Raw genomic sequence first — 18643 nt, forward strand, 5'->3', positions numbered from 1 at the left:
CTTTCATTTTAGTATTGGTTAAAAATCGTGCCTATAATAAATCTATATTTTTCAATAAAGTGGTAATTTGTGAAGATATTGCTCGTGGATGACAGTGCGGCAACACTTGAGATTATTCGTCGCGGTTTAGTACGTTTTAGATATCGCAAGTTGTTGATAAAGAAAGCACAAAGTGCAAAAGAAGCCCTGAAAATCATCGGCTCTTGGCATCCTGATATTGTATTAACTGACTGGCATATGCCTGATATTTCGGGACTCGCATTAGTTAAAGCTATCAAACAGAAACAACTGGGTGTGACCATGGCAATGGTAACCACTGTCGACGACCGCGAGCAAATAAAGCTAGCCCTTGATTACGGAGCGGCATTTGTGCTGTCTAAACCATTTGCAGATGATGACCTCCACAATAAAATCATGCCCTTGGTCAAAGCCGCAGAGGAAAGCTCAAAAACAAGGGAAATTCATACTCTGCACAAAGGCGTTCCTTTGCCTCAAGTTGGACAACTTGAAAAACTTATGAATAAACATATCGACACTGAACTGAGGCTCTATCAGATTAATCAAATGGAGTATGATCCTGATAACCTGCCTTGCGTCATGGTTGCATACGAGGATCCTAGTAGTCAGAAGGTACGCGCAATAGGGATATTTGATGTGTATTCAGTTTGTGTGCTCGCCGCTTCCACTGGAAATTTAACAGATCAGGCAGGATTTGAAGCCATTCATCAACACCAGATCACAGAGCACATGTTAACCGCTTGCCACTCAGCATTAAACTCAACTTCTTATGCGTTTTTGGATGGAATAACAAGAAGAAGTCTAAGAGTAAAAGCCCTACAGCTAGTCACTAAACCTTTTCCTAAATTGAAGCGTCTGTATAAAACTGCTTCAAATATGAGGATAGATATATGCTGCCAACGCCCAAACATGGCGCAAGGGAAAATCCTATTGGTCGGACTTTTAAGCTAGTGCTTTTAACAAGACCCCCGGATCGCTGATCCCGGCTTCTTTTAGCGCTTCTTGAATATTTTTCGTCAACTCAACAACTTGGCTCTGCATGCGCAGTATAAATTCAAGTTTTTGTGTCACCAACTCAGCTTTCATTTCATCGGAATAAGAGTCACTTGCCTTTAATTCATCAAGTAATTTTTGTTCCTCTTTAATTTTTTCTCTTAACTCTTCGAGCTTTTCAACCATTTTTTGGATATGCGGAGGCAGTGCGGCTTCTTCTTGCTCTTCCTTTACCTCTTCTCCAGACAATTTAGACATATCTTCTTCAGATAACCTAAGAGGCCTGGGCGAGTTCGTCTCTTCAACTTTGGCTTCCTGCTCATTCTGACTCGTAGCTGATTGAATTGGGGAGTGAATTAAAAAGTTAACGTTCATTGTTGTTTGGCCAACATGATTCCTTTGACCTACATATCGGTAATTTATCGAATATCTTTAGTAAAAAATTGCGCGGCATCCTTGCCGCTGCAAGTGCTTGGGAATGGAATCACTCAGCCTCAAAAACTAACTGAGCTTAAAATAATTCTGTTTTAAGATTTGCTTACAATTGCTTAATGCACGGTTTAACGCCTGCAGCAGGGTTTTACCTTTGGTCTTAACCTTTAACGTCGGTAATCCAGGTAACAAAAGCTCAACTTGGCATAAGGTAAGCCTGCCAACCTGCTTATCCACCTGTTTTTCAATTCGTACATTTATCTTTCGAATATTGTTTGTATAACCACTTAACGCTGCATTTATCGCTTTAGTGAAAACCACTTTACTTGACACCGCTATAGGTTCATTTACACCAACAAGATTCAGTTTCATCATTACCTCAGACAATCGCATCAAATATTACTGTATTGAAAACTTAGAATGACTCGAATATCAAAGCGTTTTCGCTACATTCTCTCAACTTATACTTGCGCCGTGAGATCAAATCTACTAATGTTCACCAAAAGAGAAAAGCTGATTATATCTAACCTAAAGTAAGATTTTTACGAACAATATGAATATAAACTTCAATCACCTTTACTATTTTTGGCAAGTAAGCAATGAAGGCAGTATTGCTGGTGCAAGCAAAGTCCTTCATTTGACACCTCAAACAATTAGTGCGCAACTATCTAGTTTGGAAGCACGCCTTGGGAAACCTCTATTCATAAGAGAAGGAAGAGGTCTCAGATTGACTGACTTCGGCATTTTAACCAAACAGTATGCGGATGATATGTTTTCGATTGCAAAAGAGTGGTTGGAGACAACACAAGATGGCGCAACAGCCATACATCGTACATTAAAAGTTGGTATTTCTGATGCGATTCCAAAATCATTGGTTTCAAAGTGGCTTGCTCCACTGATAGAAAATGAGCAAGTTGCCAATTTACATTGTATTGACGGTCAACAATCAGAATTGCTAGCTCAGATGGCCATGCATAAGCTCGATATCGTGCTTGCAGATAAGCCACTTGATAGTCACCTTCCTTTTAATGTTTTTTGCCACGAGATTGGAAAAAGTCAAATTGGCTTATATGGTTCAGCTTCAAACAGTGAGCAACTCAGTGCAAATTATCCAAAATCGTTACAAGATCAGTCGCTCATTCTTCCAGCAAAGCACAGCCCTGTAACTAACTCGATTCAATTTTGGCTCCAAGAGCAAAATATAGAAATTAAAGTGGCTGGTCATGTAGATGATAGTGCTTTAATGAAAGCATTAGGCCAACAAGGATTCGGTATCTTCCCAGCTCCGCTGTCAATACAATCAGAATTGAAGCGCCATTATGATGTAAACCTTATAGGCACAATTGAAAGTGCATACCAAAATTACTACGCCTTCACACCAGACAGATTGATTAAGGACTCCATTTTTAACGAATTTGTAAACTTTGCGAAGGGCATCAGCTGACTTAAAGTGTCAGCTTATGTTGGACTGTAAAAGAGAAGATAAATTCTGCTTATATCGCCTTGATAGATGAAGTGAGTCGCCATTTTCCAAAATAACATCGTAATCACCATTATCTCTTGTTTTAAGTTCACTAATTGCATTCAAATTAACGAGTGAAGACTTGTGGATCCTAGAGAAGCCAAACATCTTTAAATTTTTTTCCATCGTAGACATGGTATCCCGATGAAGTATTGAGCGCTGCCTATTTATCAAATGGAGCTCAACATAATTACCGGCACCTCCAACCCAAGCCAGTTCTTCAACTTTAATAACATGAATATGCCCGGAGTCTTTCACTATTAGTCGTTGATTTGGCATGTACTCAGAGGTTAGCTCCTGAGGACTTGAGAATACTGTATGAAGTATGTTCTCAATAAGCGTATCTGTCTTATCTCGCCCTTCAAGAGACATCACTGTACAAGAACTGAGTTTGGTATCTGTAGTGATCTTTATAGTCGAAACAGATGAGAACTTTTTCGCGATCAATTCTTGCTTTTTGGGATCACTTTCAAACGAAGAATCTATTAACAAACAGTCTATTTCACCCGACTCAATAGTTTCCAAAATATCAACAAATGTTTGATAGTAAACAAACTGGGAACAAACAGCGACTTCCTTTAACTTTGTACTCATTTCAACGCCAAGCGCAGACAAATAGCAGGGAATCAAGATTGTCACTTTTTTCATTCATCACCTTAAAGACATCAACAGGTTAACAAAGATACTAATACTTTGTATCTCATTTCACAATAGTTAACAAATAATTGTTATAGATTGTCACAGTGTAATTCGCAAATTAAATTTGATCTTTTTTTTAACTCCTGTCGTCACTACTTTCCGTCACCTTACGTATCTCAACTGGCATATTCCCGACTTCCGACATAGCCTCCTCGTGATACTAATAAGCCTTTGTGATGAGTTAGCAAGCTCGCCAAAGGTATCCAAAACAAACCTATCAGGGGATATCATGAAACAATTCAAGCGTTCTAAGTTAAGTATGCTTATAACTTCTGCGTGCCTAATCGGTGGAAGTTTGAGCATTCAAGCATCAGCTGAAGAAGCTGCTGATGGTGCTAATGACGAAGTCGAAAGAATTTCTATTACGGGCTCTCGTATTCAGCGTGTCGCGTTAACGGCAAAAACACCTGTTATCGAACTAGACGGTACTGAATTTGCTATATCTGGTAACTTAAACGTCGAGCAGAAGCTTGCCGAGTTACCACTAACAGTTCCTTCTTTCGGACCAAGCTCAAATAACCCTGGTGATGGTACCGCTCGAGTAGACTTACGTGGTCTTGGTAACGAGCGCACCCTTGTTCTTGTTAACGGTCGCCGCTGGGTACCAGCAACACAAACAGGTGTTGTCGACTTAAACACAATTCCAGCTTCTCTTATCGAAGGTGTAGACATCATTACCGGTGGTGCAGGTGCGGTATATGGCTCTGATGCACTAGCAGGTGTTGTAAACTTTCGATTGAAAGACGACTTCGAAGGCGCTGAAATTTCTGCGTTATACGACATCACCGAAGAAGGCGACGGGGAAAAGTTCAACACAGACCTCACCTTGGGTGGAAACTTTGCCGATGGTAAAGGCAACGCTACTGTGTATATCGGTTATGCCAAACGTGAATCAATCTTCCAAGGCGACAGAGACTTTACTAATGTAACGCTCACTGAAGGCGATACAGGTTTAGTGCCTGGTGGGTCATCTGGTATTCCTGGGACAAGAATATTTGCAGGCCCTACACTTCCTAACGGTACAACTCTAGGTCGTTTTGGTCCAAATGGTGAAGGCCTACCATATACATCAGCCGATGCATTTAACTATGCCCCTGATAACTACCTGCAACTGCCACAAGAGCGTCTAACACTTAACTCTTTTGCACACTATTACATCAATGATGACACACGCTTATATAGTGAACTATCTTTCATTCGCAACGAAGTTCCGCAGCAGCTAGCTCCGACTCCAGCGTTCGTAAATGGCTTGGTGGTTAACCCTGACAGTCCATACTTCGGTGCAGACGTTCAAGCCGCAATGAAAGCATTGGTGCCAGAACTCGATGATGACGGTGAACCAACTGGCAATATGGTTAGTCAACTTGACGCCGATGGTAACTTTACATTCGCTACAATAGGTCGTCGTATGGTTGAAAATGGTCCACGCCAAGCGATTGATACACGTAATGCGATGCGTTTATTAGTTGGTGTAGATGGCTTTATCGGTGACTGGGCATACAATGCTTACTACAGCCGCTCTGAGCTGGACCGCTCTAACCTACTTAATAACGACGTTTCTGAAACGCGCTTCAGACAAGCTATTTTAGTAACTGACGATGGTAGTGCATGTCAAGACACGTCAGGTGGCTGTGCACCATTGAACATCTTCGGTGAAGGCAATATTTCACAAGCAGCGATTGATTTTATCAACGTCGGGGCATCTAACGTAACAAACATTAAGCAAGAAATTTTCCACATCGATTTTGCTGGTGAGCTACCATTTACTGTACCGTCTGCTGATATGCCAATTGGTTTTGTAATTGGCTACGAAAGCCGTTTTGATGATTCAAGCTTCCGTCCTGATGAATTCTTAGCATCCGGTGATGTACTTGGCTTTAACGCTGGTGAACCAACTGTAGGTAGCTACAGCGTTGATGAGATTTTCACAGAAATTGATATCCCACTAGTAACAGACGCAGCATTTGCTGAAGACATTACACTTTGGTTTGCGGGACGTCTTTCTGACTATTCAAACATCGGCAATGCATCTTCATTTGCAACAACTATAAACTGGAAAGTAAACGAATACGTTTCGTTCCGAGCTGGTTACCAAGAATCTGTTCGTGCACCTAACATCGCAGAGCTATTCCAAGGCGCAGCAAATGGCTTCCCAAGCGCAACCGATCCATGTAGCGTAGACGGTTTTGTAGAAGGAAAAACAGATAGAGCTCTTTGTGAGGCTCACGGCGTTTCAGCTTCTCAAGTTGGCGTATTTGAGCAAGCAAACGCGCAAATCGAAGGTAGCTTCGGTGGTAATCCTGACCTGAAAGAAGAAACATCAGAAACCGTTACTCTCGGTCTTGTTATTACACCGACCGAAAACTTTGACATTACAATCGATTACTTTGATATCACGATTGATGATGCAATCGATGTACTAGGTGGTGGCGTGAACAATATTCTAGATATTTGTTACAACCAACTTAAAGATCCTAACTCAGAGTTCTGTCAAGCAATTACTCGTCGTCCTGACGGTAACGTAGACCTTGTTACAGCGCTAAATGCGAACATCGCGTCACTAGGAACCAAAGGCTATGACGTTAACTTCAACTGGACCACAGAGCTTGGCTTTGGTATCGGTGAAAATGGTTCAACACTGAACATTAACTCTAAGAACACAATCTTGGATGAGTTCTTTAGAACGCCAAGCGTTGGCTTCACAGAAACTAATTACTGTGAAGGTAAATTCGGTAACACCTGTGGTACGCCACGCCCTGAGTTCCAAAGTAATAACCGCTTTACATGGACTTCAGGTGATTTGAGCGTAGCGGCGCTAGTTCGATATATGAGCGAAGTTGATGACGACTCAGGCACTAACGAAATCGCCCCGATTTCTAAAGCAGAATGGTACCTTGACCTTAGTGCGAGCTACCACTTCACAGATCACCTACAAGCAACATTTGGTATCAAGAATGTGTTAGACACAGAGCCAACACCACTAGGTGACGCTCAACAGCAAGCAAATACATTCCCAGAGTTGTATGACGTAATAGGTCCTCGCTACTTCTTAAGCGCTGTGTACACGTTCTAATCCACTAATACAGAAAACAAGGGAGCTTCGGCTCCCTTTTCAGTTATTTGTGTAATAGTTTTTTTATTCACAGCAGGTTACTAAGTTTTAAATCAAGCTCGCTGAAAGATTGATTAATCCTAACAAAACTTCAAGCAGCGTCACTTTGCTCGCAACTAGATAAAGTTTGACTAAGATAAAGAGTATGCAGCTCAGCCTAATTGACCGTTTAAGAAAAAATAACATGAAGCAAACATCCGAAATCAATATCGCAGTTCAAGATGCTTTCAAATTGCTCCAACAAAAACAGTATCAGCAAGCGTTAACGAAGCTTCAGCCGTTTACTGATTCGCCTCACCCCGACCTACATTATCTTTTGGGAATTTGCTATAAGTCACTAGCCGAATGGCAGAGTGCAATAACCTCATTAAGTGATGCCGCTAAGCTCGCGCCACTTAAAACCGAGATCTTAACTCATTTAGCCAAATGTTATTGGCTATCGGGTGATTTGCACCAAGCAGAGTCTCATTACCTTACGCTGTATAATACTGAGCCAAAGAATCTAGATTTACTTAAAAACTTGTCGCTTCTTTATCTCGAACAAAACCGCCTCGACATGGCCTATCAGTGGGCTTTGAAAGGACAATCACTCGATACTTCTGGGCAACTCACCAAAATTCTCGGAGACATTGAAAAAACAAAGGGAAACCTCAAACAAGCGATCAGCTATTATCAATCAGTACCGCAACACTCTCAGGTTGCTTTTCGAGCAATACACAATTTAGGCCTTTGCTATAAGTTACAAGCTAAATTTGAACAAGCAATTCAATGCTTTAGGTTTGTTCACCAAAGCGCCCCTGAACACTACGAGCCGCTTTATAATCTTGGGGACTGCTTTTTTGCAAATGGTCAGTTTGAACCAGCACAACAAGCCTACACTCAGGCACTGAAGCGAGCGCCACACAACCCAACCGTCCATAAAGCACTGAACGAACTTTATTGGCAGAGCGGGCAACATCAGCTTTTTGCTAGCAGTTTAATAACAGCACTAGAGTCAGCCAATAATCAACAGCAACTTACAGAGTGTCTAGCCGAACTTTACTGGAACACCAGTCAGTACACATTATGCGAGCAATGCATACGGAAGTCGGGTTATGCAGACAAATCAGCCACGCTTCTAGCATTAAGAGGGCGTTTGGCAGCCACGAACAATGAGCTAAACACTGCCTATAAACATTTAGATGATGCCAATAAGCTAACCGTTAATTATGACAGGATCTGTGAGCAAGCAAAATTTGCAATCCAACTTGGGGAGTTTAGTACCGCACAATCCCTACTCGAGTACGTGTTGCAAGCACAGCCTAACTCACAACTTGCATTAGCTTGGCTAAGCGTAGTGTATCAAGCCACGGACAAAGAAAAGCATCGTGCTTTATGCAACCCAAACTTTGTCCTTACTACAACCTTAGACACTCCGAACGGCTATCAAAATAGTGAAGACTTTCTTAAAGAATTAGAGTCTTGTTTACTAACGCTTCATCAAGGTAAGCAAGCACCAAGTGAGCAAACTTTAGTAAATGGTTCACAAATTTCTGGTGGCTTGCTTAATAGAGATATCGAAGTCATCACCAAAGCTCGAGCTCAATTACTGCAAGATATTGAAAAATGTCTCAATAACTTAGAGTTAGTGCCTGAGCACCCATTTTTGGCTCATTTAAATAAGGATAAATTAATTACTGGTTCGTGGTCTGTCAAATTAACAGAGCAAGGCTTCCACGTGAGTCATATCCACCCCGCTGGCTGGATAAGTGTGGTTTTATATATCAACACGCCAAACGACGATAGCAACAATGGGGTAATTGAATTTGGTAGACCTCCCCTAGCACCTCCTTACGATTTTCCACCATTTAAAACTGTAAAACCTAAACGAGGACAAATCGTGATCTTCCCCTCTTATTTTTGGCATGGAACACAGCCATTTAACGCATCAGACAATAGCTATCGAATGACGTTGCCACTCGATATTGGCGTAATCAATAATTAACAAGAGATATTATTTTGATGGCAAACGAAGAGATACAACCTCTCAACATTGACACACTTTTACAGCCAATCCTAGAATGCGAATCGCAAAATAGTTGGCCATTATTACTACCAAAGTTACTCGATGCCTACCCACAGAGTGCAGAGCTAAGCTATCGTGTAGCTGTCATTTTAGAACAAATTGGGGCGTTAGCCGAAAGTGAAAAAGCCTACTTTCACTGCCTTGATCTTGCGCCCAAAAACTATCTAGTTTACTTGTACCTTGGATATTTACTAGAGACTAAGGGCGAGGAGAATACGGCACTAGCATGTTATGCCCTGTGTGAAACACTGACAGGCAGCTTTAAACGGCTTCAGCTTGCCAATAGCACAGCTCCTCAAACGCTTAAACGTTTTCAAAAAGCTTGGCAATGTATGGAAAGAAACCTTGGTACTGCATCAAGCATTGAGTCTGGACGCTGGGTTCAATACAGTAGTAAGCCCTTTGAAACACCTCAAGCACCACATCTTTTTTACGTACCTAATCTAACTGCAAAACCAATCTGGCTGGCACAGCAATTTTCATGGTATGAAAGCTTTAGCACCATGATCCCCGACATCATTAAAGAGTTTCACGCTACTTTTAATACCGCATCTTCGCACCTTACCCCCTATTTATCGGGTAAAGAGTATGAAAGCGTATTCCCAAAGCTTGCAAACAGCAACAACTGGCAAGCACTATCCATTTTTAAAGAGGGGATCGAAGACGTTTCGGTGTCAAAGCACTTTCCTATTCTAAAAAAGGCTTTAGAGAAAGTGCCTTACTACGGCTTGACGGCATCCCCATACGAAGTGTTTTACTCTAAGCTAGCAAAAGGCCAAACTATTACTCCACATTACGGCCTTTCCAATCACAGTCTAACAGTACATTTGGCTATAGATATTCCCCACAACTGTTACTTGGAGGTCGATGGTAACCGCATTTTATGGCAAGAACATCAACTCACCATATTCGACGACTCTTATTTGCATTTAGCGCACAACGGTAGTGACCGAGATCGGATTGTACTTATTTTCTCCATTTGGCACCCTGATCTATCATTAACTCAGCGCCGAGCAATCCAGTTAGAGTTTTTAAATAGGCAAAACCTCATTGACAATTTAAATGCAACTCTGAGTGAATACAGAAGCGATCACTAGTATCCCAATTTTCGTCACGGCAACCCTTCAACTTGCCACAAAAGGGGTTGTTACTATACAAATAGTCCGTAACGTTAAGACTGACCTTATAATTAAGGTCTCCCTGGATAATTTCGGGGGGCGACCCCCGTTTTTTTCAAGCTAGCCATATGATAAATCACAGTGCTAGAATCCCATCACAGCCTTCAAAAAAACGTAAATTCATGCAAAAACCGACCATCACTATCCATTACTGCGTACTTTGCCAATGGATGTTGCGAGCAACTTGGCTTGCACAAGAGTTACTTTCAACTTTCTCTGACGATTTACAACAAGTCGCGTTAGTGCCAGCAAGTAAAGGCATATTCAAAATTTACTATAACAATACGCTAATTTGGTGCCGAAAGGCGGATGAAGGTTTTCCTGAAGCCAAAGTGCTCAAAAGAAGGGTGAGAGATTTGTTAGATCCTGAGCGTGATTTAGGTCATGTGGATAAATAACTAGCTAACAATGATGGCTATAACTTAATCCCGGGATTACAGTCGGGCCTAGAATCGCCGCTGTTTCACCGCTCAATGAGGTGAGCATCTGGTGCTGCTTCACGGACGAATTCCAGCACATGGTCCAGACCTGAGTCGCTCAGATTTAGCCCCGTGCGTACGGGGAACACTTTTCAGCAAAGCCAATTGTTGATTTCAGGCGCGGTTTAGCCCCGTGCGTACGGGGAACACTTTCTATTGCCTTAAGCTCAATTTCATTATTGCGGTTTAGCCCCGTGCGTACGGGGAACACTTTGTATAGCTATTTTTTACCTACATCTAACTCGGTTTAGCCCCGTGCGTACGGGGAACACTCGTTACTGGTTTTCTCAACTGGAAACAATCCCGGTTTAGCCCCGTGCGTACGGGGAACACTAATAGTTCCAAAAAGACAGAATGGCTATGGCCGGTTTAGCCCCGTGCGTACGGGGAACACGATGGTGGGAACTGACCGACCCAAACACCTCGCGGTTTAGCCCCGTGCGTACGGGGAACACTGGCGCTGGTATTCACGCTCTCTTGTAGCGTCCGGTTTAGCCCCGTGCGTACGGGGAACACTTTCTATTGCCTTAAGCTCAATTTCATTATTGCGGTTTAGCCCCGTGCGTACGGGGAACACTTTGTATAGCTATTTTTTACCTACATCTAACTCGGTTTAGCCCCGTGCGTACGGGGAACACAATAATATAGGATTCAACTCTGATGAAAATGCCGGTTTAGCCCCGTGCGTACGGGGAACACGTTGAGTCTCCAGATTTACGCGACGACTCGCTGCGGTTTAGCCCCGTGCGTACGGGGAACACACTAACTCTAAGCTTTCTAGGTATCGCCTACCCGGTTTAGCCCCGTGCGTACGGGGAACACGGGATTGTCTCAGACAAGGAAAGTAAACAAATACGGTTTAGCCCCGTGCGTACGGGGAACACCTCCTGCTGACCTTCGCTGTTTTTAAGTTTAACGGTTTAGCCCCGTGCGTACGGGGAACACCAAAAACAGGGATTTTATTGATGATGAGAAAACGGTTTAGCCCCGTGCGTACGGGGAACACCCATCTCGGCATATAAAAAAGCCATCCCAAGACGGTTTAGCCCCGTGCGTACGGGGAACACATGCTGTTTGTGCTTCGTGATAGCGTGAAGTCCGGTTTAGCCCCGTGCGTACGGGGAACACACTATTTCTTCCGTACTCATCTAAACCATCTACGGTTTAGCCCCGTGCGTACGGGGAACACCTCCGTCGTGTTATTAAATGGTCGACCCCTATCGGTTTAGCCCCGTGCGTACGGGGAACACTATACACCCCAATTTGCACCGGGGCTAAAATACGGTTTAGCCCCGTGCGTACGGGGAACACAACAAACCCAAGTATGGATACAGCTACGGTATCGGTTTAGCCCCGTGCGTACGGGGAACACCAAAGGTTGATATTAAGGTCTACCCTAACAAACGGTTTAGCCCCGTGCGTACGGGGAACACATTTTCAATATCGGACAAGAGAGCTATTCCATCGGTTTAGCCCCGTGCGTACGGGGAACACAGTGCTTATAGCATCATGCTGTTTGGCAGTTACGGTTTAGCCCCGTGCGTACGGGGAACACGATATTTGGTTGGCCAAGCATATGGTAAGTACGCGGTTTAGCCCCGTGCGTACGGGGAACACAATGAGTTGCAATGTTTAAACTTTTCTTTTACCGGTTTAGCCCCGTGCGTACGGGGAACACCCACTGGGTGATGTGTCACTCGGTATATCATTCGGTTTAGCCCCGTGCGTACGGGGAACACAATGAGTTGCAATGTTTAAACTTTTCTTTTACCGGTTTAGCCCCGTGCGTACGGGGAACACAATGTTTCGAAAAAAATCGAAACTGATACCGGCGGTTTAGCCCCGTGCGTACGGGGAACACTCTAAAATTATATACTTGTTTTTAATAAAGAAAAATCACCTAGTAAAAGTTACCGAAAATTTTAGGTACAAAAGCACCTCTCACTATGAGGTATAAATCTTAATCACCAACTTGTTAAAGAGCATTAAATCGAATTAAAAAAACGAGGGGAGTTCGCTAACCAGCTCCCGGATTATCATTTGCTCTGGGCGTATACTTCACCAATCTCAGGCCCTGAAAATCGACAGGCATTCTGGCGTTTTCGCCGTAAGTGATAAAATCAAAACCCGACTCGGTATTAGTTGCCCAAGCCATAACCGCATTGCCGTCTTCCGCCAGCTCACTGACCTGAAACCAGATCATTTCACGAATGCGCTTGCTCACATCACCTACATACACACCGGCGCGGATCTCCAGCAGCCACACCGCCAGACGACCTCTTAACCTCGGTGGCACCGCCTCAGTAACAACCATGCACATACTCATAGTGACCCTCCGCTGCGATGGCCCTCGTCGCCTATGGATTCAGGCTCAGGAATAGCAGGCGGTTGTGCGTCAGCATAGGGCTCGGGCGGTGTTACCTCTCCGGCGGCTAATACTTCTTCAATCAGCGGGATAAGGCGTGGTAATACCTTGTCTTTACGGAACGCTTCGCGACAGGCGATGCGTACTTCACGATCGGGGGATTGTGGCCGCCGTTTGGCAATTTTAAACGCCACAGGCACCACGGTATCGAATTTTATAATGTCAGCAATATCATACACAAACGACAATGGCTTGCCTGTATGCAAAAAGCCAATGGCAGGCGCATAGCCAGCGGCCAGCACTGCTGCTTCGGTGACGCCATACAAGCAAGACGTAGCGGCGCTGATACATTGATTGATCACATCGCCCTTTGCCCAATCCTTAGGGTCGTAGCGTCGTCCCTGCCAGCTCACCTGATACTGTTTGGCAAGCAGCTCATAGGTTTTGCGCACGCGCGTGCCTTCAATGCCCCGAAGCTGGTCAACCGAGCGTCGCTCCGGTGCCGGTTCGCCAAAGCGTAGCTCAAACATTTTGCGCACGACTTTAAGTCGCAGGTTTTCATCCAACGCCAGCTTGGCCTGATAGAGCAACTTATCGGAGCGTGCACCACCGGGCTGCCCAGCGGAGTAAAGCCTGACTCCCGCTTCTCCCACCCAAATAAGCAACGTGCCCGTGGTCGCTGCCAACTTCACCGCAGCATGGCTCACCCGAGTGCCCGGTTCCAGCATAATACACACCACAGAGCCCACCGGAATAAGCATCCGCTCGCCGTTTACTTCATCAATCACAACAAATGCGCCGTCGCGCACATCAATACGCCCCATACCAATAAAAATCATTGAGTTACGATCTTTAATTGGAATAGGTTTTAAAGGAAGAAATGCCATTCCCTGCACTCCTAAATTAAGTAAAAAATTAGGAAAAAGGCGAGTCACCCCGCCTTACTGATTAGATTACAAAGGTTTAATCAACATCAGCCCGCAGCCAAAAGCTTTGGAGCGGCCAATGCCGTTGAATAATGCCTCAGTAAACTTTTCGGGGTCTGTCACCTCAAGCTGACCGACTATATCGACAGTAGAAAAGCGGATCTGGTTTTTCCCTTTTGCAACCTGGTGTTGCTGATAAGCAAAAATATCGCAATCAGCTAACTCAGCTCTGGCACTCAGGCTCAACAACCGCTCACTCCACCACTGGCGCAACACTAAATCAGTTTTAAACCTTAACCACATTTCAAGTAGATCGCTGCGTGCTATTTGCTCAGAAAGTTGCAATTCCGCTTTCCAATTAGCGACAACACCATCATCAGCAAAATCCAACAATTGGCTTTTAAGCCGAGATTTTTTGCTCACTTGAGGATCTACCCCCAACTTTGTAAGCTCGCTTAGCAATAAACTTTGCTGTGTGTTCATCACCACATCGTGGCGACGGTTGTTTTTACACACCGTCGGATTAAGTGTAATTTGATAGCCGAGCTTTTGTCCCTGATATAATACAGGGTTGAATCGCTTGGTTTGGATAGCAAATATCTCATTATAGTTTTTCGGCTCCTGTGCCGAGAGCACCATAAACTGATCGAGCGCGTCATTGACGGTACAATATAAAAAACCGCGTTTTTGCTCACCGGCAAACAGCTTCCAGAGTAACTGGTGGCTGGCGTAGCAACCATTCACAGCGAGTTTTTGACGCTCCTCTCTGGCCATGGCATTACCCAACAACTTTATCTGACTTAAAAACACTAGCTCCTCCTTACCTTTGATATTCAACCACCAGCTGATGCTCGGTGCGCAAGTCAAACAGCCATTCTTTCCTGTCTATCGGATTATCCCGTACACTCTGAGTATGAACTCGCTCTGTCTGCTCAGCGATGAGATCTGCCCTGTCACCCTGCCAGTAGTAACTCACGGTTTTATCCGGTTTAAGCCAAATTGAATCGGCCTGCTCAGTACCTAGTATCGGTGGGAACTCATGATCTAATGCCGCTTTTAGCGATACGTTTTCAACCAAGGTCGGGCACAGCGGTGCTGCTAATGGGCAAGATTTACGTCCCAAGTACAACATATATTTAGGCCGTAACAATGCAGCGCGGATCACCTCTAACGAGTACGTTGAAGAGCTCGATTCTAGCGCAACAACCCACAGCCCGCTTTCCCGGTAATCACGGTTTGACAGTACGGTGTTTACCTTTTTCGACTTAACCAGTTCGTCACGCCGAGTGTATAGCCGCACTTTTTTATCTTCACTCGGTACTTGCGCTGTATGAAAGTCTCTGAGCAAGCTACCCGCATTGTACTGTTTAACATGGCAGCTTAACGCTTCGTTTAACGTATTTAAGTCGGCTTTATCTTCACGCTTAATGCCAAGCGCAGCAGCAACCAAACCAAGCAATGCGCCTCGTGTTGGGCGAATATTGGTGGGTCGGTCGCCGCCCACAGCCGCGTCTCCCCAACTGGCTAAAGGCCCGTATAGTCTGATCACCAAATAATTACTGGTTTTCATAGAGACCCCATTAATCAGCAGCAAAAGCCTGCAAAGACTTAAAGTTGCCTTCACCTGTTAATACATTGATAGATTGACGACTATCAGCACAAGGCTCATAAACAGAATCAAAGTTCTCGATTTGGCTTTCTAAACGCTGAACAGCGATTTGCGTCACGTTCTCACTCTCGTCAAGGGCCTTTACAGGGCTTACAAAAGCACTTGCAAGTGAACGAGGCTGCTGTTCCCCTTTTTCTACCAGAATGTAAGAGGCATAAGCATGAGATGCAAAACTATTTTGTTTGCCTTTTGGTGAGATTTTCGCGATGCATTCAAGCAAAGAAGCAATGGTTTTGTTGGCAAGCACTAAATCACCAGAAAGGTTATCTACCAACTGCTCTTTATCAATACAGATATAGTTGTACAGCACCGCAGAAGCAAAACCGCTGTCACCAATATGCGCAGCACCTTGCTCTCCCTTTCCTGCATTGAGATCGTCTACCGCGGTAAAGTAGTCACTTTCTACCGTGACATTTTCAACACTGATTGCATGCGCAACCTGACACGCCGCTTCAACGTTAAACTCTGGGCTTGATGCCAACATGCGGCCAAACAAAGCAATATCTGCGGCTTGGTTTTCTGCTTTAAGTAGTTGCAACTCGTCTTTTTGCGGTCCGCGATTTTCTGTTGCTAGTTGATCTGCTAATGCAAATACCGCTGTTTTTTCGCTGGGGCTAATGTGTGCCAGCTGCTCAATCTCCAGCGAATCTTTTTTACCTTTGCCAAAAACTCCCGCGATCTCAATTGCCCAAGCTTTGGCATCTTTCTCTTTTACTTCTTTTTCTATCAAGTAGTTGAATACTTCAACGCCAAGTTTTTTGGTTCTAGTACCAATGTGATCAGCTAAGCTCGTTTGAAATACGTCACTCACCCGCCAATTGCGCTTTGAACTTTGCGAACTGACTCTCAGCCTTTCAAAGCCACCAAACTTGGCTGTTTTCGGTCTACCGGTTTCTTCCCTGTTCAGATTTGCAGGTGCGTATGATGTAAGAGTGTGGATCTGAATAAATTTGCTCATCGTATTTTCCTTATTTATGCCTTGTTCGCTACATCTTTGTAATAGTCCATCGCCCAGCGTACGGCGATCCGCTTGTCAGCCCGTCTGGGCGCCTGATAATTGTGTTCTTCAAACCAGCAGGCGATGTCGTCTGCTAGGCTTAAAATGTTTGTTTTATTGTTCAACTGGGCCAGAAGACGGCTCAATTGTGTAACAAATTCCTGCTCGTTTTTTGCAGCCTGAAGGTTCTGAAATCGCAACTCACTGACTACAGGCTTATCTGCGCCCTCTTCCACATGCCCTAAGTCTCTGGCAAAGGTGCCACGCTCATGATGGCTCCGCACCATACTGAGGCTTTTGGCTATCACGGCAAAGCAGGGCATCACCCAGCCCTTTTTATGATTGTGTATCTCGACGGGTAGCGCCTGCCATAGTGCCGAAAAGCCCTGAGTGAGATAAACGTCGTCCAACCTGGAAGCACGCTTAAGCTGGGCACGAAATACTGTTGGCGCTGGCCTGATACTTAACTCAGCCTGAGTTGCCTCATCATCCGACATAGAAACCCACCAGCGAAACACGGTATGAAATGCATCCCAGCTAATTGTATTGAACAGCTGACTTTTTGGTTTGTAATTAAGCGTCATTGGCTTGTGCCTCCTTGTCTTGTGTCTTTAGGTTGTAACGCCGTTTAAAGTCTTTACTTATTTTCTTCCCATGTAACCAGGCGGTCAGCTTCTGTCTTGCTGCCACTTTTCTGGCAATGGCTTTGTTATCCATGGAAGTGCTCAATACCACCTCGTCAAAAATATCTAACGCTGTATTGAGGGCACGATAGAACCAGCGCTTTGCGTCTTCACTTCGTAGCTCTCCCTCAACACAAATAGCCTGAGCTGCAATAAAAAAGTCGCGCTCGCTGCGCTGCCAGTAACTCAGCGTATGCTGGGCCAGATCTGCCTTTACATCTTTTGGCCTATCGAACAGCGCTTCTTTAATTAAGGTACGCATCATGCTGCTAAATTCCATGGCAATCTGAATTGTCTGATTGAGGTCGTGGATCACGCTTGCACGCTTAGCCTCGTCTAGAAAAAACACCGGAAACTGGCTGTCATACCAACCTCTGGCTTTCATATTGTCCATATCAAAGCCAAATGCCCAGAGTCTGGGTTGCTGGTCAACATAGTCCATTTTGATATCGTAAAACTCGTCTATCACTTTGGCTGGATGGTTGCCTTCGCTCTCATTGGCGAAACACAAGGCGTGCCATTGCTTATACTGAATGCCACCGGGCTGCCCTTTACTGGATAGGTTATCTTCATGTGGCTTTTTAGGATTACTGCGATAATGCGTGAGCGGATGCCACCAACTCCCTGCATAGTTGTTGCCATAATTCGTGGTGGCAAAAGACTTCACCAGTACATCACATTCATGGCCTGTCAGTGAGCAAGTGCCTAGTGATTCCTCTGGCTGTAACCGTATGCGTCTCGGCATTGCCCAAAAATGTGTAAGAAAGTGTGCATCTTTAAAAAGCACTTCTGTGCCTTTCTCTTTACTGACTTTGGTATCTGTAAGCCAAGGGAAGATTTGCCCACTGTGCAGTTGCGCATCATTTGCCTTTGGCGCAATACAAACATTCAACCACAGTTTATGCCACAAGCTCGTCGACTCTTCATTGGGTAGTATCAAGGTCGTCAATGGTCCACCACCGCGTAAACCCGTTCTGTAGCCAACGCCCCCGCTGGCGCATTAATCTGCAAGGTGAATAATGCAAGCGCCGCCATTTCTGGGCTCATCGCTTCAACCTGACCACGTTTTATAAAATGATCTACATTATTTTTAAGCGTGTTGTCACCCGGCGTTTCAATCAACAAGGTGTTGACGTTCTGCGTGCCCGCACTTTGTAACGGCTCTAAATCCTGCATAAACAGCGGGCCATCACCAAACAAATTAAATGCATGTGCCGCTTTACTGAACGTCTCTGACAGCGCCTGCTCTGAAGGAGGTGATTCATACCAGTTGTACCAGTCTTCTCCTTCCTCGGGAGAACAACAGGTTTGCAATAAGCTAATGGTAAACTGATACGCTGCTCCGTAAAAATCGGCGCGTGGCAAAGCAAAGTCAACCACATCGGGGTTTGCTATCGCCGATAAAGGCAACTGCGTGATAGAGTTATCTCTTAGCCGATAATATAGCCAAGGGTCCTGTACTAAATTATTCATACCATTTTCCCTAATTGAAATGGGGTCAAGCC

General features: G+C 44.5%; 17 protein-coding genes and 1 CRISPR repeat array. Of the genes, 6 read left to right on the forward strand and 11 right to left on the reverse strand.

Translation table 11 applies throughout. From position 1 onward, the window contains the following. The first annotated feature begins 69 nt into the window (after positions 1–69). Positions 70–969, forward strand: a complete 900-nt coding sequence (locus GSF13_RS04510; RefSeq protein WP_010603943.1) for a response regulator — start codon at positions 70–72, stop codon at positions 967–969. Here the strand turns inward: GSF13_RS04510 and GSF13_RS04515 are convergent. Both GSF13_RS04515 and GSF13_RS04520 read right to left on the reverse strand, forming a co-directional pair. Beyond that, the gene (locus tag GSF13_RS04515) at positions 961–1386 is read right to left on the reverse strand and encodes a hypothetical protein (protein ID WP_010603944.1); all 426 of its coding nucleotides are present in this window, start codon (positions 1384–1386) and stop codon (positions 961–963) included. The two genes, GSF13_RS04510 and GSF13_RS04515, sit on opposite strands and share 9 nt — an antisense overlap. 126 nt (positions 1387–1512) lie before the next feature. Then, positions 1513–1818: a hypothetical protein gene (locus tag GSF13_RS04520; RefSeq protein ID WP_227388010.1), complete on the reverse strand. Its 306-nt coding sequence runs from the start codon at positions 1816–1818 to the stop codon at positions 1513–1515. A 178-nt stretch (positions 1819–1996) separates the two neighbouring features. On the opposite strand from GSF13_RS04520, the gene nhaR reads away from it, so the two are divergent. Then, on the forward strand, positions 1997–2887 hold the full coding sequence (gene nhaR, locus GSF13_RS04525; protein ID WP_010603946.1) for a transcriptional activator NhaR: 891 nt from the start codon (positions 1997–1999) through the stop codon (positions 2885–2887). Positions 2888–2896: 9 nt separating this feature from the next. Here nhaR and GSF13_RS04530 read toward each other — a convergent pair whose 3' ends face one another. Continuing rightward, positions 2897–3613, reverse strand: coding sequence for a LytTR family DNA-binding domain-containing protein (locus tag GSF13_RS04530; protein ID WP_174169681.1), 717 nt, complete (start codon positions 3611–3613; stop codon positions 2897–2899). A 280-nt stretch (positions 3614–3893) separates the two neighbouring features. Here GSF13_RS04530 and GSF13_RS04535 point away from each other — a divergent pair, with 280 nt between their 5' ends. The 4 genes from GSF13_RS04535 to GSF13_RS04550 all read left to right on the forward strand — a co-directional run bounded on the left by GSF13_RS04535 (position 3894) and on the right by GSF13_RS04550 (position 10417). After that, positions 3894–6737: a TonB-dependent receptor gene (locus tag GSF13_RS04535; protein ID WP_174169682.1), complete on the forward strand. Its 2844-nt coding sequence runs from the start codon at positions 3894–3896 to the stop codon at positions 6735–6737. Between the two features lie 223 nt (positions 6738–6960). After that, positions 6961–8760 carry a tetratricopeptide repeat protein gene (locus GSF13_RS04540; protein WP_174169683.1) on the forward strand — a complete coding sequence of 600 codons (1800 nt, stop codon included), beginning with the start codon at positions 6961–6963 and terminating at the stop codon, positions 8758–8760. A 17-nt stretch (positions 8761–8777) separates the two neighbouring features. Continuing rightward, positions 8778–9938, forward strand: a complete 1161-nt coding sequence (locus GSF13_RS04545; RefSeq protein ID WP_206471721.1) for an aspartyl/asparaginyl beta-hydroxylase domain-containing protein — start codon at positions 8778–8780, stop codon at positions 9936–9938. Between the two features lie 203 nt (positions 9939–10141). Continuing rightward, complete coding sequence (locus GSF13_RS04550; protein WP_206471720.1) at positions 10142–10417, forward strand: SelT/SelW/SelH family protein; 276 nt, start codon at positions 10142–10144, stop codon at positions 10415–10417. Positions 10418–10558: 141 nt separating this feature from the next. Continuing rightward, a CRISPR array of direct repeats spans positions 10559–12359; the repeat unit is 29 nt; unit sequence CGGTTTAGCCCCGTGCGTACGGGGAACAC. 156 nt (positions 12360–12515) lie between these two features. Here the strand turns inward: GSF13_RS04550 and cas2e are convergent. The 8 genes from cas2e to casA (GSF13_RS24970) form a co-directional block, all read right to left on the reverse strand. After that, the gene (gene cas2e, locus GSF13_RS04555; protein ID WP_010603952.1) at positions 12516–12824 is read right to left on the reverse strand and encodes a type I-E CRISPR-associated endoribonuclease Cas2e; all 309 of its coding nucleotides are present in this window, start codon (positions 12822–12824) and stop codon (positions 12516–12518) included. Then, positions 12821–13750: a type I-E CRISPR-associated endonuclease Cas1e gene (cas1e, locus tag GSF13_RS04560; protein ID WP_102058229.1), complete on the reverse strand. Its 930-nt coding sequence runs from the start codon at positions 13748–13750 to the stop codon at positions 12821–12823. Before cas1e ends, cas2e begins: the two co-directional genes overlap by 4 nt. A gap of 66 nt (positions 13751–13816) precedes the next feature. After that, complete coding sequence (gene cas6e, locus GSF13_RS04565; RefSeq protein WP_102058228.1) at positions 13817–14599, reverse strand: type I-E CRISPR-associated protein Cas6/Cse3/CasE; 783 nt, start codon at positions 14597–14599, stop codon at positions 13817–13819. Between the two features lie 10 nt (positions 14600–14609). Then, positions 14610–15359 carry a type I-E CRISPR-associated protein Cas5/CasD gene (cas5e, locus tag GSF13_RS04570; RefSeq protein WP_102058227.1) on the reverse strand — a complete coding sequence of 250 codons (750 nt, stop codon included), beginning with the start codon at positions 15357–15359 and terminating at the stop codon, positions 14610–14612. Between the two features lie 10 nt (positions 15360–15369). Then, positions 15370–16416 (reverse strand): type I-E CRISPR-associated protein Cas7/Cse4/CasC, encoded by a 1047-nt coding sequence (gene cas7e, locus GSF13_RS04575; protein ID WP_211865356.1) that lies wholly within the window; start codon positions 16414–16416, stop codon positions 15370–15372. Positions 16417–16430: 14 nt separating this feature from the next. Then, entirely contained in the window at positions 16431–17039 is a 609-nt protein-coding gene (gene casB, locus GSF13_RS04580) for a type I-E CRISPR-associated protein Cse2/CasB (protein ID WP_211865358.1), read from the reverse strand. Further along, the gene (casA, locus tag GSF13_RS04585) at positions 17029–18087 is read right to left on the reverse strand and encodes a type I-E CRISPR-associated protein Cse1/CasA (RefSeq protein ID WP_211865978.1); all 1059 of its coding nucleotides are present in this window, start codon (positions 18085–18087) and stop codon (positions 17029–17031) included. The genes casB and casA (GSF13_RS04585) overlap by 11 nt, the downstream gene beginning before the upstream one ends. Then, a complete protein-coding gene (gene casA, locus GSF13_RS24970) occupies positions 18084–18611 on the reverse strand; it encodes a type I-E CRISPR-associated protein Cse1/CasA (protein ID WP_211865360.1) in 528 nt (175 codons plus the stop codon). Before casA (GSF13_RS24970) ends, casA (GSF13_RS04585) begins: the two co-directional genes overlap by 4 nt. Positions 18612–18643 lie beyond the last annotated feature (32 nt).

The organism is Pseudoalteromonas sp. M8, from assembly GCF_018141365.1.
Classification (GTDB): Bacteria; Pseudomonadota; Gammaproteobacteria; order Enterobacterales; family Alteromonadaceae; genus Pseudoalteromonas.

Coding starts and splice junctions, on each gene's coding strand:
- cas7e (WP_211865356.1), bottom strand. CDS start 16,416: ATGAGCAAATTTATTCAGATCCACACTCTTACATCATACGCACCTGCA.
- cas2e (WP_010603952.1), bottom strand. CDS start 12,824: ATGAGTATGTGCATGGTTGTTACTGAGGCGGTGCCACCGAGGTTAAGA.
- GSF13_RS04545 (WP_206471721.1), top strand. CDS start 8,778: ATGGCAAACGAAGAGATACAACCTCTCAACATTGACACACTTTTACAG.
- casA (WP_211865360.1), bottom strand. CDS start 18,611: ATGAATAATTTAGTACAGGACCCTTGGCTATATTATCGGCTAAGAGAT.
- GSF13_RS04530 (WP_174169681.1), bottom strand. CDS start 3,613: ATGAAAAAAGTGACAATCTTGATTCCCTGCTATTTGTCTGCGCTTGGC.
- nhaR (WP_010603946.1), top strand. CDS start 1,997: ATGAATATAAACTTCAATCACCTTTACTATTTTTGGCAAGTAAGCAAT.
- casB (WP_211865358.1), bottom strand. CDS start 17,039: ATGACGCTTAATTACAAACCAAAAAGTCAGCTGTTCAATACAATTAGC.
- GSF13_RS04540 (WP_174169683.1), top strand. CDS start 6,961: ATGAAGCAAACATCCGAAATCAATATCGCAGTTCAAGATGCTTTCAAA.
- cas5e (WP_102058227.1), bottom strand. CDS start 15,359: ATGAAAACCAGTAATTATTTGGTGATCAGACTATACGGGCCTTTAGCC.
- GSF13_RS04520 (WP_227388010.1), bottom strand. CDS start 1,818: ATGATGAAACTGAATCTTGTTGGTGTAAATGAACCTATAGCGGTGTCA.
- cas1e (WP_102058229.1), bottom strand. CDS start 13,750: ATGGCATTTCTTCCTTTAAAACCTATTCCAATTAAAGATCGTAACTCA.
- GSF13_RS04515 (WP_010603944.1), bottom strand. CDS start 1,386: ATGAACGTTAACTTTTTAATTCACTCCCCAATTCAATCAGCTACGAGT.
- GSF13_RS04535 (WP_174169682.1), top strand. CDS start 3,894: ATGAAACAATTCAAGCGTTCTAAGTTAAGTATGCTTATAACTTCTGCG.
- GSF13_RS04550 (WP_206471720.1), top strand. CDS start 10,142: ATGCAAAAACCGACCATCACTATCCATTACTGCGTACTTTGCCAATGG.